This is a genomic window from Xanthomonas sp. LF06-19 (genome assembly GCF_034105425.1).
Taxonomy (GTDB): Bacteria; Pseudomonadota; Gammaproteobacteria; order Xanthomonadales; family Xanthomonadaceae; genus Xanthomonas_A; species Xanthomonas_A sontii.
The window spans coordinates 61,789-75,333 of sequence record NZ_JAXGGH010000003.1; the positions used below are offsets into that span (position 1 = coordinate 61,789).

At 70.8% G+C, this 13,545-nt stretch carries 10 protein-coding genes; 8 read left to right on the forward strand and 2 right to left on the reverse strand.

Annotated elements, in window-relative coordinates:
- Nucleotides 1-23: 23 nt before the first annotated feature.
- Nucleotides 24-2,180: a bifunctional (p)ppGpp synthetase/guanosine-3',5'-bis(diphosphate) 3'-pyrophosphohydrolase gene (locus SLW55_RS07330; protein WP_320744891.1), complete on the reverse strand. Its 2,157-nt coding sequence runs from the start codon at nucleotides 2,178-2,180 to the stop codon at nucleotides 24-26.
- Between the two features lie 179 nt (nucleotides 2,181-2,359).
- On the opposite strand from SLW55_RS07330, the gene pqqA reads away from it, so the two are divergent.
- The 7 genes from pqqA (at nucleotide 2,360) to SLW55_RS07365 (ending at nucleotide 8,055) form a co-directional block, all read left to right on the forward strand.
- On the forward strand, nucleotides 2,360-2,521 hold the full coding sequence (gene pqqA, locus SLW55_RS07335; RefSeq protein WP_267092635.1) for a pyrroloquinoline quinone precursor peptide PqqA: 162 nt from the start codon (nucleotides 2,360-2,362) through the stop codon (nucleotides 2,519-2,521).
- A gap of 64 nt (nucleotides 2,522-2,585) precedes the next feature.
- Nucleotides 2,586-3,485 carry a pyrroloquinoline quinone biosynthesis protein PqqB gene (pqqB, locus tag SLW55_RS07340; protein ID WP_267100713.1) on the forward strand — a complete coding sequence of 300 codons (900 nt, stop codon included), beginning with the start codon at nucleotides 2,586-2,588 and terminating at the stop codon, nucleotides 3,483-3,485.
- A 34-nt stretch (nucleotides 3,486-3,519) separates the two neighbouring features.
- Nucleotides 3,520-4,266, forward strand: a complete 747-nt coding sequence (gene pqqC, locus SLW55_RS07345; RefSeq protein WP_152236013.1) for a pyrroloquinoline-quinone synthase PqqC — start codon at nucleotides 3,520-3,522, stop codon at nucleotides 4,264-4,266.
- Entirely contained in the window at nucleotides 4,263-4,541 is a 279-nt protein-coding gene (gene pqqD / locus SLW55_RS07350; RefSeq protein ID WP_267100712.1) for a pyrroloquinoline quinone biosynthesis peptide chaperone PqqD, read from the forward strand. Before pqqC ends, pqqD begins: the two co-directional genes overlap by 4 nt.
- Nucleotides 4,538-5,659 (forward strand): pyrroloquinoline quinone biosynthesis protein PqqE, encoded by a 1,122-nt coding sequence (gene pqqE, locus SLW55_RS07355; protein ID WP_267100711.1) that lies wholly within the window; start codon nucleotides 4,538-4,540, stop codon nucleotides 5,657-5,659. Before pqqD ends, pqqE begins: the two co-directional genes overlap by 4 nt.
- Before the next feature lie 96 nt (nucleotides 5,660-5,755).
- Nucleotides 5,756-6,268 (forward strand): hypothetical protein, encoded by a 513-nt coding sequence (locus SLW55_RS07360; RefSeq protein WP_017908836.1) that lies wholly within the window; start codon nucleotides 5,756-5,758, stop codon nucleotides 6,266-6,268.
- 11 nt (nucleotides 6,269-6,279) lie between these two features.
- On the forward strand, nucleotides 6,280-8,055 hold the full coding sequence (locus SLW55_RS07365) for a chloride channel protein (RefSeq protein ID WP_017916216.1): 1,776 nt from the start codon (nucleotides 6,280-6,282) through the stop codon (nucleotides 8,053-8,055).
- Between the two features lie 543 nt (nucleotides 8,056-8,598).
- Here the strand turns inward: SLW55_RS07365 and hrpA are convergent.
- Nucleotides 8,599-12,729: an ATP-dependent RNA helicase HrpA gene (gene hrpA / locus SLW55_RS07370; protein WP_267100710.1), complete on the reverse strand. Its 4,131-nt coding sequence runs from the start codon at nucleotides 12,727-12,729 to the stop codon at nucleotides 8,599-8,601.
- Nucleotides 12,730-12,822: 93 nt separating this feature from the next.
- Between hrpA and SLW55_RS07375 the strand changes: the two genes are divergently transcribed.
- Nucleotides 12,823-13,389 carry a Dps family protein gene (locus SLW55_RS07375; protein WP_010344296.1) on the forward strand — a complete coding sequence of 189 codons (567 nt, stop codon included), beginning with the start codon at nucleotides 12,823-12,825 and terminating at the stop codon, nucleotides 13,387-13,389.
- Nucleotides 13,390-13,545 lie beyond the last annotated feature (156 nt).

Below are 13,545 nucleotides of genomic sequence, written 5' to 3' on the forward strand. Positions count from 1 at the left end.
CCCGGCCGGCATGCCGCCGCCCCTCAGCCCAGCCGCCGCGCCTCGTGCACGCCCGGCAGCGCGTCGAGCTTGCCGAGCAAGGTGGACAGCTGCCCGTAATCGCCGACCTTCAGCCGCAGCCGCAGTTGCGCCAGGCCGCTGTCGCGCACGTTCTCGCTGTTGATCTCCAGCACGTGCGCCTCTTCCTGGGCGATCAGGTTGGTGATGTCCTTGAGCAGCCAGCGCCGGTCCACCGCGCGCACCAGCACGTCGACCTCGTAGCCACCGCCGGCCTGGCCCCACTCCACCGGCAGCACCCGCTGCGGATGGCTGGCGGCCAGCCGCGCGAACGCGGCGCAGTCGCTGCGGTGCACGGTGACGCCGCGGGTACGGGTCAGGTAGCCGGCGATCGGCTCGCCGGCCACCGGCTGGCAGCAGCGCGCCAGTTGCACCAGCAGATTGCCGACGCCCTGCACGGTGAACTTGGACTTGCCCAGGCCGGTGCGGCGGGCGGTGGGCCGTGGCATGGCCGGCGCGGCAGGCTGCGCCGCGGCGCGCTCGGCCTCGTGCAGCGCGCGCCCGACCTGGCTGGGGCCGACGTCGCCCAGCGCCACCTGGATGTACAGCTCCTCCACGCCGTCGGCATGGAACTTCTTCGCCGCCGGCAACAGGTCGGCGTGCTGCAGCCCCAGGCGCTTGAGCTCACGCTCCAGCAGCTCCTTGCCGGCCTGCACGTTGCGCGCGCGGTCCAGCTTGTGGAACCAGGCGCGCACCTTGTCGCGCGAACGCCCGCTGGCCAGGTAGCCATTGGTCGGCAGCAGCCAGTCGCGGCGCGGCTCGGCCTCCTTGCCGGTGAGGATCTCGACACGGTCACCGCTACGCAGCTTGTGGGTCAGCGGCACGATGCGGTTGTTGACCTTGGCGCCGCGGCAACGGTGCCCGACCATGGTGTGCACGTGGTAGGCGAAATCCAGCGGCGTGGCGCCCTGCGGCAGGTCGATCACCTCGCCCATCGGGGTCAAGGCATAGACCCGGTCCTCGACCAGCTCGGCGTCCAGCGCCCCGGCCAGCCCGCCCTGCTCGCCGTCCTGCGACTGCTCCAGCAACTGGCGCATCCAGGTGATCTTGCGGTCGAAGGCCTTCTCCGCACCCTTGCCGCCTTCCTTGTACTTCCAGTGCGCGGCCACGCCCAGCTCGGCCTGCGCGTGCATGTCGTGGGTACGGATCTGCACTTCGATCGTGCGCCCTTCCGGGCCGACCACGGCGGTGTGCAGCGAGCGGTAATCGTTGGCCTTGGGCCGGGCGATGTAGTCGTCGAACTCGCTGGGCACCGGCGCCCACAACGCGTGCACCACGCCCAGCGCGGCATAGCAGGCGGCGACGTCGTCGACCATCACCCGCACCGCGCGCAGGTCGTAGAGCTGGTCGAAGGCCAGGCGCTTCTTCTGCATCTTCCGCCAGATGCTGTAGATGTGCTTGGGCCGCCCGCTGATCTCCGCGCGCAGGCCCTGCTCGGCCAGCGCCTTGGACAGGATCTTCTTGACCGCCTCGATGTAGCGCTCGCGCGCCACCCGGCTCTCGTCGACCTCGCGGGCGATGCGCCGGTAGGTGTCCGGCTCCAGGTGCCGGAACGCCAGGTCCTCCAGCTCCCATTTCAGCTGCCAGATGCCCAGGCGGTTGGCCAGCGGCGCGTGGATGTCGCGGGTCAGCTGCGCCAGCGCGCGGCGCTGCGCCTCCGGCGCCTTGTCGGCCACGCGCATCTGCGCCAGTTGCCGCGCCAGCAGGATCGGCACCACCCGCAGGTCCTGCACGATCGACAGCAGCAGCCGGCGCAGGCCTTCGCTGTTGCGCCCGGCCTCGCGCCCGGCATGCAGCGCCCACACCGGGTCGGCGGCGTCCTGCGCCTCCAACAACCCGACCACCGCCTGCGCCCGCGCCGGTGGCGCCACCGGCAGCTGCGGCAACTGCGCGCGCAAGGCCGGCAGGTCGAACAGCAACGCCGCCAGCAGCGAGGCCTCGTCGGCGGACAGCAGCGCCAGCGCGTCCAGGGTGTCGGCCAGCACCGGCCACGGCAGCCGCGGCAGCGGCTCGGCCTGTGCCTGCCAGGCCTGCAGCAGCGCCGCGCGCAGGGCGGGCGCCAGGGTCGCGGCCGACGGGCGCTGCAGCAACGCCTCCAGGCCGGAGTGGACGGTGTGGTTCAAGGACGGACGCAGTCGACGAAACGGTGCCGCCTACACTAACGCGCTTGTGCGCGTTCTCACAATTGCGCCGGCCGCGCGCCGGAGGCGCCCCGAGGATACGCACCGCCGCGTCACTGTGATCCGGTTGCGACTTGCAGCGGTTTTACCGGAATTTCACAACCGCCCCAATCCCCGCGCCTATGCTCGAACGCGACGGCGACCCGCTGCTGTCTGCATGCGCCGCTGCCGTCGTCCCTAGACCGATTCGAAGAGGAACGCACATGAAAAAGTGGAACAAGCCTGTGATCCGCGAGATCTGCGTCGGCGCGGAAATCAACTGCTACGCCTCCGGCGAGCTCTGACCCGCGCACTCCTCCCTTCCCGCGACCGAAGCGCGACCGGCCAGGCGCCATCAACGGAGACCGGATGCACCTCATCGTTTTGGGATCGGCGGCAGGCGGAGGGCATCCGCAGTGGAACTGCCACACGCCTGCAAGCCAGCGCGCGTGGCAGCAACACCCGGGTGCCCAACGCCGTACCCAGGCCAGCATCGCGGTCAGCGTCGATGGCCAGCGCTGGCTGCTGATCAACGCCTCACCCGATTTCCGCCAGCAGGTGCTGGCCACCCCCGCACTATGGCCGCAGCGCGACCAGCGCCATTCGCCGATCGAGGCGGTGCTGCTGACCAGCGGCGAGATCGACCATATCGCCGGGCTGCTGTCGATGCGCGAAAGCCAGCGCTTCGACCTGTATGCGAGCAGCCGCGTGCTCGACCTGCTGGCGCACAACCCGGTGTTCGACGCGCTGCACCCGGCCTACGTGCACCGCCATCCGTTCGCCCTCGACACACCGCTGTCGCTGCTCGGCCTGCAGGTCACACCATTCGCGGTGCCGGGCAAGGTGCCGCTGTTCATGGAATCCCGCCACAGCGGCGACCTGGCCGGCTCGGCCGAGGAGACGCTGGGCCTGACCATCGACGACGGCACACACCGCCTGCACTACATTCCCGGCTGCGCGGCGCTGACCGACGCCCTGCGCGAGCGCCTGCGCGGCGCCGAACTGGTGTTCTTCGACGGCACCCTGTGGCGCGACGACGAACTGGTGCAGCTCGGCGTCAGCGCCAAGACCGGCCAGCGCATGGGCCACATGAGCATCGACGGCGAGGCCGGCACCCTGCATGCCTTCGCCGACCTGGGCGTGGCACGCAAGGTCTTCATCCACATCAACACCACCAACCCCATCCTCGACGCCGGCTCCGCCGAGCGCGCCACCGTCGCCGCGCACGGCTGGGACGTGGCCCACGACGGCATGGAGATCGCACTGTGACCCGCCTTCCCGCATCACCTGCGAGACCAAGCCCGTGAGCGCACTGCTGAGCCCGGAACAACTGGAAACCGCGCTGCGCGGGATCGGCGCGCGGCTGTACCACGACCAGCACCCTTTCCACGCCCTGCTGCATAGCGGGCGCCTGAACCGCGGCCAGGTCCAGGCCTGGGCGCTGAACCGCTACGAGTACCAGCGCTGCATCCCGCTCAAGGACGCGGCGATCCTGGCGCGGATGGACGACCCGGCGCTGCGCCGGATCTGGCGCCAGCGCATCGTCGACCACGACGGCAGCGCCGATGGCGAAGGCGGCATCGCCCGTTGGCTGCACCTGACCGACGCGCTGGGACTGGATCGCGACCTGGTGCAGTCCGGGCGCGGCCTGCTGCCCGGCACCCGCTTCGCGGTGCAGGCCTACCTGCACTTCGTGCGCGAGAAGAGCCTGCTGGAGGCCATCGCCTCGTCGCTGACCGAATTGTTCGCGCCCGGCATCATCGGCCACCGCGTGGCCGGCATGCTGCAGCACTACGACTTCGTCTCGCGCGAGGCGCTGGCGTATTTCGAGCATCGCCTGCACGAAGCGCCGCGCGATTCGGACTTCGCCCTGGACTACGTCAAGCGCCATGCCGACACCGTGGAGAAGCAGCAGTTGGTGCAGGACGCGCTGCGCTTCAAGTGCGGGGTGCTGTGGTCGCAACTGGATGCGCTGCACTTCGCCTACGTGCAACCGGGCGTGGCCTGGCCGGACGCGTTCGTGCCGGACGCCGCGCAGGCCGCGGCATGAGCACGCTGGACGCCAGCAGCCAACCGCGGCTCGCCGCCGGCGTGCGCGTGCAGCACGACCGTGCGCGCGACCAATGGGTGCTGCTGGCACCGGAGCGGGTGATCGAACTGGACGCCATCGCCCACGCCATCGTCTCGCGCTGCGACGGCGTCCGCAGCCTGGCGACGATCGCCGCGGAACTGGCCGCAGAATTCGAGGCCGACCCGGCCGAGGTCGAACGCGACGTGCGCGAGCTGGCGCAGCAGTTGCACGCCAAGCGGCTGCTGCGCGCATGAACACGCCGGTGCCGCCGCCGCTGTCGATCCTGCTGGAGCTGACCCACCGCTGCCCGCTGGCCTGCCCGTATTGCTCCAACCCGATCGAACTGGCCGGCCTGCGCGAGGAACTGGACACCGCCGGCTGGCGCTCGGCGCTGGACCAGGCCGCGGCGATGGGCGTACTGCAGGCGCATTTCTCCGGCGGCGAGCCGATGCTGCGCAAGGACCTGCCCGAGCTGGTCGCGCATGCACGCGCACTGGGCCTGTACAGCAACCTGATCACCTCCGGCGTGGCCGGTGGCGCGCCGATGCTGGCGGACCTGGCCGTGGCCGGGCTGGAACACGTGCAGTTGAGCGTCCAGGACGCCGACGCCGCCGGCGCCGACCGCATCGCCGGCTACCGCGACAGCCTGGCCAAGAAGCGCGCCTTCGCCGCGGCGGTGTGCGCGCTCGACCTGCCGCTGACGATCAACGCGGTGATCCACCGCCACAACGCCGAACGCGTGCCGGCGATGATCGACCTGGCGCTGGAGCTCGGTGCCGAACGCCTGGAAGTGGCGCACACCCAATACTACGGCTGGGGCCTGCGCAATCGCGCCGCGCTGATGCCCAGCCGCGCGCAGATCGATGCGACCGTGGCCGCGGTGGAGGCCGCCCGGCTGCGCCTGCAGGACCGCCTGCACATCGACTTCGTCACCCCCGACTACTACGCGCACCGGCCCAAGGCCTGCATGGGCGGCTGGGGCCAGCGCTTCGTCAACATCTCCCCGCGCGGCGACGTGCTGCCCTGCCACGCCGCCGAAACCCTGCCGGACATGCGCTTCGAGAACCTGCGCACGCGCCCGCTGGCGGCGATCTGGAAAGACGGCGAGGCCTTCGTGCGCTTCCGCGGCAGCGCCTGGATGCCCGAGGTGTGCCAGGGCTGCCCGAAACGCGAGGTCGACTGGGGCGGCTGCCGCTGCCAGGCGCTGGCGCTGAGCGGCGATGCCGCAACCCTGGACCCGGTGTGCGAACGCGCCCCGGCGCACGCGGCGCTGCAGGCGCTGGCGCAGCGCGAAGCCGCCGCGCCGGCGCCGGACTTCGTGTACCGGCGACCGCCGCGCAGGTCGGACGTGCCAGCCGCCGCCGAGGACTGAACCGGGCGCCGACGCGGTCCCGGCGCGCCCGGTATCCCGTGCGCAGTCACCGCTTGCGACTACACTACGGCGCATCCCACTGCCCGGATCCTCGCCATGTCCTTCGCGCGTCTCGCTCCCCTGGTCCTGTGCGCGGCGCTCGCCGTGTCCGCCGCCCCGGCGCTCGCCCAGCGCACCGTCTCCGGCGATCTGCAGACGCAGATGTCGCCGCAGGAGTTCAAGGCGGCCGGTCTGGACAAGCTGTCGCCACAGGAGCTGGCTGCGCTGAACGACTGGCTGCAGGGCAAGGTCGCCAAGGAAACCGCGGTGGCGCTGGAGAAGGCCAAGGAAGAGGGCCGCCGCGAGGTGATCACCAAGAACCGCGGCTTCTTCGACTTCGGCAGCGCCGAGCCGATCGAGAGCACCCTGGTGGGCGAGTTCTCCGGCTTCGCCAAAGGCCGCAAGTACGTGCTGGCCAACGGTCAGGAATGGGAGCAGACCGAGGCGGCGAGCCTGCCCAGCGTGCACCGCACCGCGCCCAAGGTGAAGATCACCCCCGGCATCATGGGCGTGTGGTACATGCAGATCGACAACTACAACACCCGCGCCAAGGTCCGTCGCATCAAATAGGATCGCGCGCCGTGAACCTGCGTCCGCGGCCGGGACTGGCCGACGCCTCGCACAGCCTCGCCGACGCGCTGCGCCGGCGCCTGCGCGCAAGCGATGTCTGGTTCATCGCCCTGGCCCTGCTGGTCGGCGTGATCGCCGGCCTGCTGACCCTGTTGCAGAGCAGCCTGGCACACGGCGCGCAGGCTCTGCTGTACGGCCTGGAGGCCGACGAGCGGCTCAGCGCCATGTCCGAACTGAGCGTGCACCAGTTGCTGGTGCTGCCGCTGGGCGGGCTGCTGGTCGGCCTGCTGGGCATGGCCGCGCGCGCGCGCAAGCGGCAACTGGTCGACGCCGTCGAAGCCAACGCGCTGTACGGCGGGCGCATGTCGATGCGCGACAACCTGATCGTCTCCGTGCAGACCCTGTTCTCCAACGGCGTCGGTGCCTCGGTCGGCCTGGAGGCGGCGTACACGCAGATGGGCGCCGGCAGCGGCTCGCACCTGGGCCGGGTGCTGCGCCTGCGCCGCGCCGACATCCGCACCCTGGTCGGCGCCGGCGCCGGCGCGGCCATCGCCGCGGCCTTCGGCGCGCCGCTGGCCGGCGCGTTCTATGCGTTCGAGATCGTGATCGGCGCCTACTCGCCATCGGCGCTGGCACCGGTGGCGGTGGCCTCGCTGGGCGCGGTGTTCGTGTCGCAGCTGGCCGGGGTGCAGCCGTACCTGCTGCCGGCCTCGGCGGCCTCGGCGCTGGAGGCGCGCGACTACGTGCTGTACGCGCTGCTCGGCGTGCTCTGCGCGCTGCTGGCGGTGGCGGTGATGCGCCTGATCGGCGCGATCGAACAGGCGATCAACCGCAGCCCACTGCCGCGCTGGGCACGCCCGGTCGCCGGCGGCCTGCTGCTGATCCCGCTGGCGTTGATCACCCCGCAGGTGCTGTCCTCCGGACACGGCGCGCTGCACCTGGACCTGACCAGCCCGACCTCGCTGCGCTGGCTGGGCATCCTGCTGCTGCTCAAGTGCCTGGGCTCGGCGATCTCGCTGGGCTTCGGCTTCCGCGGCGGCCTGTTCTTCGCCTCGCTGTTCATGGGTTCGCTGGTCGGCGGGCTGTTCGCCGGCGTGCTGAATCTCGGCAGCGGCATGGCCTTGGTCGACGGCACCGCCGCGTCGCTGGCCGGCATGGCGGCGATGGCCGCCGCGGTGATCGGCGCGCCGATGACGATGGCGATGCTGGTACTGGAAGGCACCCACGATTTCGTGCTGGCCAGCGCGGTGATGGTGGCGGTGCTGGTCGCCAACACCATCGTCCGCCAGATCTTCGGCTACTCGTTCTCCACCTGGCGCCTGCACCTGCGCGGCGAGACCATCAAGAGCGCGCGCGACGTCGGCTGGGTCAAGCACCTCAGCGCCGGGCGGATGATGCAGAAGGACGTGCATCCGCTGGCCGCCACCACCAGCGTGGCCGAGTTCCGCCGCCGCTTCCCGCTCGGCTCGGGCACCCGCGTGGTGCTGGAGGACGAGAGCGGCCATTACGCCGGCCTGGTCACCCTGGCTGCCGCCTATGCCGACGGCGTCAACGCCGAGGCGGCCATCGTCGACTACGCCGGCAACCGCGACGTGGCCCTGCCCGCGGACACCGACGTGGTCACCGCCATGCGCCAGTTCGACCTGACCCAGAGCGACGAACTGGCGGTGGTCGACGAGCAGGGCAAGGTGCTGGGCGTGCTCAGCGAAAGCTTCGTGCGCAAGCGCTACGCCGAGGAACTGGACAAGCGCCAGCGCGAGCTGATGGGCGAGCGGGTGGATGATTGAGGGGCGGGGATTGGGGATTGGGGATTCGGGATTCGGGATTCGGGATTCGGGATTCGCAGGATTGCTGCCCCCTGAGAGGTTGAGGGCCGTGATCGCATGTCGCAGGAGCGGCTGTTGTGGGAGGGGCTTCAGCCCCGACGCATGAACGCCAGAACAGCGGGAATGCAGGGCACCTCCAATCGCCCTGGAGCGTACGCGCAGGAGCAGCTTCAGCCGCGACGCATGACGCCACGATGGGCGCGGCTGAAGCCGCTCCTGCGACACAACAAGACGCGACTGCCGCGGTGCTTTGCACCAAACACCACACGCCTTTGCAGCGCAAATGCTTGACCGTCCATAGGGCGCATCCCTTTTGTGGGAGGGGCTTCAGCCCCGACGCCTGCCGCTGGACGCGTCGGGACTGAAGTCCCTCCCACAAGAATGCTGCTCACGCGGGTGGTGCGGGAACAGCGCGGAAATCTCACACCCAATCCCGCGCGCTCTTCGGCAGCCGTAGGCTGTCCATCCCCACTCCCGGCTTTTCCACAGCCGAACAGCTGGTAATCACCGCAGCAGAGCCACCCGCTGCCCCAGCTTCTTGGCCGAGATGCCGGCGCGGGCGCCCAGTTCCTGGGCGAACAGCGACACCCGCAGTTCTTCCAGGTCCCAGCGCAGCGCTTGCCACTCCGGCGTGTCGCCGCGTCCGGCCGCGGCCGCGTCGGCCAGTGCGTCGACGAACGGCTTCAGCTCCAGCATCCGCGATTGGTCGCGGGCCGGATCGCGTTTGGCGCGTTCGGCGCGCAGGATCATCGCGCGCAGGTAGCGCGGGAACTGCGCCAGGGCAGTGGCCGGGGTCTCGCGCAGGAAGCCCGGATGCAGCAAGGCCGCCAGTTGCGCGCGCAGGTCGTCGAGGTTGCCGCTGGCCCAGCCCATCAGCGGCGATTCCAGTTGCGGCTTCAGTTCCGCGGCCGCGCCCATGATCGCCTCGGCCAGTTTCAGCCGCTCCATCGCCTCGCCGAACAACTGCCTGGCGGCGGCATCGCGACGCTGGGCAAAACCGTCGGCATCGCGGATCGCCTCCAGCCCCTGCTCCAGCAGCGCGTTCAAGGCCGCTTCCACCAGGTCGCCGCGCAGGCGTTCCTGCGATTCGATCGCCGCGTACAACAGCCCGGTCTTGGGCGATACCGGCAACTGCTTGCGCGCCTGCTTGACCTTGTCGGCCAGGGCGATCTCCAGCAGCCGACGCACGCCGCGCGGATGCGCCGCCTCGGCCTGCGCACGGTCGGCGAAGATGCGCAGGGCGGCGCTGTCGCCCTCGTCCACCAACGCCGGATACGCAGGTACACCGGCTTCGCCCGGCACCTGCAGCGGGATCGGCGTCGCCGGGAACTCGCGCAATCCGGTCGCGGCCATGGCGCGGCCGGCGCGCGCGGCGAAGGCCTGCCCGGCACGTTCGCCGAAGCGCGCGCGCAGCGCGTCCAGGTCGCGCGACGAGGCCAGCACCTTGCCGGCCTCGTCGCGCAGGCGCAGGTTCATGCGCAGATGCGGCTCCAGCGTGCTCTCGTCGAACTCCAGCGCACTCAGCGGCGCACCGGTGGCACGCTGCAGGAACCGCGCCAGCTCGCCACGGATATCGTCGGCACTGGGCTGCGGGAACGCCTCGTAGAACGCACGCGCGAAGTCCGGCGCCGGCACGTAGTTGCGGCGCAGCGCCTTGGGCAGGCTGCGGATCAGCGCCGCCGCCTTGTCGGTGACGAAGCCCGGCGCCAGCCACGACAGCCGCGCCGGGTCCAGCGCGTTGAGCAGGTGCACCGGCACCTCCAGGGTCACGCCGTCGTCGGCCGCGCCCGGTTCGAACCGGTAGTGCAGCGGCAGCCGCGCATCGCCCAGCGGGAAATACGTGGGATAGCGCTCGGCCGCGCTGCCCTCGCCCGGCAGCAGGTCGGCCAGCGACCAGTGCAGCGCGCGCCGCTGCTCCGGCGCCAGCGCCTTCCACCAGGCGTCCAGGCCGGAGGCGGAATGGATCTCGCCGGGAATCCGGTCCAGATACCAGCGCGCCTGCCAGTCCTCGTCGGCGACGATGCCGGCGCGACGCAGCTTGGCCTCCTCCTCGTGCGCCTGCGCCAGCACCTTCTGGTTGTCGGCGACGAAGCTGGCGCGCGTGTTGATCTCGCCCGGCACCAGGCCCTGGCGCACGAACAGCTCGTGCGCGCCGGGCGGATCGATGCGGCCGTAGTGCACCGGCTTCTTCGGCGCCAGCACCAGCCCGAACAGGCTGATCTGCTCGGAGGCCAGCACCTGCCCCTGCGCGCGCGACCAGTGCGGATCGAAATGCTTGCGCGCCAGCAGGTGCGGCAATTCGGCGATCACCCAATCCGGCTCGATCGCCGCGTTGGTCAGGCCCCACACCTTCTGCGTGTCCAGCAGCGTCGCCGGCAGCACCCACGGCGGCGGCTTGCGGGCAAGCGCCGAACCGGGGAACAGCAGGAAGCGGCGCTGCCGCGGCGCCAGGAAATCGCCCTTCTCGGTGCGATGGCCGACCTGGGTCGGCAGACCGGCCAGCAAGGCGCGGTGCAGCGCCTGGTAGGCGGCGGCACGCTCGCGTTCGCTGGCGCGCGGCGCCTCGCCCGCATCGGGTTGCGCCGACAGCGGGGTTGGCGCCGCCGGTGCGGGCGCGGCCGGCGTGCCGCGGCCTTCGCGGGCCAGGCGCGCGGCGCGATGCAACTGCCCGCGGGTCGCACGCGCCGCGGTCTCGGCATCGCGCGCCGGCGCGGGCGCGGAAGCGCCGGCCAGCAGCGGCCGCAGGGAGGCCTCCGCCGGCTCCTCGGTCCAGCCCAGCTCCGCGCACAGCAGATGCAGCTGGCGGTGCAGTTCGCGCCATTCGCGCATGCGCAGGAAGCCGAGGAAATGCCGTCCGCACCAGTCGCGCAGCTTGGACTGGGTCAGGTCCTCGTGCGCCTGCCGGTAGCCGTCCCACAAGCGCAGGATGCCGACGAATTCCGAGCGCGCATCGGCGAACCTGGCATGCGCGTTGTCGGCGGCCTCGCGCGCCTCCGGCGGGCGCTCGCGCGGATCCTGGATGCCCAGGAACGCGGCGATCACCAGCATCGGCCGCAGGCAGCCGTGCTGCTGCGCCGCCACCAGCATCCGCGCCAGCTTCACGTCCACCGGCAGCCGCGCCATCTTGCGGCCGATCTCGGTCAACTTGCGCAGGCCATGGCGGTCCGGCTCGCCGACCGCGCCCAGCTCCACCAGTTGCTGCCAGCCATCGGCCACCGCACGCTCGTCCGGCGGTTCCAGGAACGGGAAATCCTCGATCCGTCCCAGCCCCAGTTGCAGCATGCGCAGGATCACCCCGGCCAGGCTGGAGCGGCGGATCTCCGGATCGGTGAACTCCGGCCGCGCCGTAAAATCCGCCTGGGCGTACAGCCGGTAGCAGATGCCCTCGGCGATGCGGCCGCAGCGGCCCTTGCGCTGGTTGGCGCTAGCCTGCGAGATCGGTTCGATGTGCAGGCGATCGAGCTTCTGCCGCGGGCTGTAGCGCTTGACCCGCGCATAGCCGGGATCGACCACGTAGCGGATGCGCGGCACCGTCAGCGAGGTCTCGGCGACGTTGGTGGCCAGCACCAGGCGCCGCTTTGGGCCTGGGTTGAACACCCGGTCCTGGTCGGCGTTGGAGAGCCGCGCGTACAGCGGCAGCACCTCGGTCTCGCGGTACTTGCGCCGTTCCAGCGCATGGTGCGCATCGCGGATCTCGCGTTCGCCGGGCAGGAACACCAGCACGTCGCCGCGCGGATCCAGCCGGGTGATTTCGTCGATCGCCGCCACGATCGCCTGGTTGACCGTGCGGTCGCCGGCGTTGTCGCCACTCTCGGCGTCGGCCTCCTCGCCGCCCGCCTCCTCCAGCGGCCTGTAGCGCACCTCCACCGGATAGGTGCGGCCCTCCACGCTGATCACCGGCGCATCGTCGAAATGCGCGGCGAAGCGCGCGGTGTCGATCGTCGCCGAGGTCACGATGACCTTCAGGTCCGGTCGCTTGCGCAGCAGCTGCTTCAGGTAACCGAGCAGGAAATCGATGTTGAGGCTGCGCTCGTGCGCCTCGTCGACGATGATCGTGTCGTAGCTGGACAGCCAGCGGTCGCTGGCGATCTCGGCCAGCAGGATGCCGTCGGTCATGAACTTGATCCGGGTCTGCTCGCCGACGCGGTCGTTGAAGCGCACCTGGAAGCCCACCGTCTCGCCCACCGGCGTGCGCAGCTCCTCGGCCACGCGGCTGGCCACCGCGCGCGCGGCGATGCGCCGCGGCTGGGTGCAGCCGATCATGCCGGCGGCGCCGCGCCCGGCGGCCAGGCAAAGCTTCGGCAACTGCGTGGTCTTGCCCGAACCGGTCTCGCCGGCGATCACCACCACCTGGTGCTCGCGGATCAGCGCGACGATGCGCTCGGCCTCGCGCGCGATCGGCAGCTGCGGATCCAACGTGATCGCCGGCTGCTGCGCCGCGCGCGCGGCGCAACGCGCCTGCGACGCCTGCAGCGCCTGTTCGAACGCCGTCTCCAGCGCGGCATTGCCGGGCGCGGCCTGCCAGCGCGACCATAGGCCCAGCAGGCGGCCACGGTCGCGGGTCAGCGCGCCGTCGATCGCGGCGCGGCGTTCGCGCAGGCGTGCCGGCACGGAAGGTTTTTCGATAGCGTTCATCAATCGGATGCCATTGAACGTTGAATCACAGCACATGCTTTAGTCTGTCTATTGTGACGCCATCTCGTCTGTAACCCCCAAAGAGGAACTCCCATGGCCAAGAACAAGACCCCCGGCAAGACCAAGAACGCCGCCAGCAAGGCCGTCGCCGGCCAGCCGCTGGCCGGCCTGGCGCCGTCCGCGCCCAACATCGATATCGGGATCGGCGGCGGCGATCGCAAGAAGATCGCCGACGGCCTGTCGCACTACATGGCCGACGCCTTCACCCTGTACCTGAAGACCCACAACTTCCACTGGAACGTGACCGGGTCGATGTTCAACTCGCTGCACCTGATGTTCGAGACCCAGTACACCGAGCAGTGGGCGGCGCTGGACGACGTCGCCGAGCGCATCCGCGCCCTGGGCTTCAATGCCCCGGGCTCCTACAAGGAATACGCCGCGCTGACCTCGATCCCGGAAGAGGAAGGCCTCAGCGACAGCGCCGACTGGCGCGAAATGGTGCGCCAGCTGGTGGTCGGCAACGAAGCGGTGTGCCGTACCGCGCGCAAGGTGCTCAAGACCGCCGACGACGCCGGCGACGACCCGTCGGTGGACCTGCTGACCCAGCGCCTGCAGACCCACGAGAAGTACGCCTGGATGCTGCGCTCGCTGCTGCAGTAAGGGATTCCGCCCTGCCTGCCTGGCAGGCAGGGCGCGCCGCCCGCGCGCGCCTTCGCGCGGAGCGAGACATTGGCTGAGTGCACTGTGGGAGGGACTTCGGTCCCGACGCCTTTCCATCTCGGCCCCGGCAGGCTTCGTCTGCCGCGACCGCAAGAC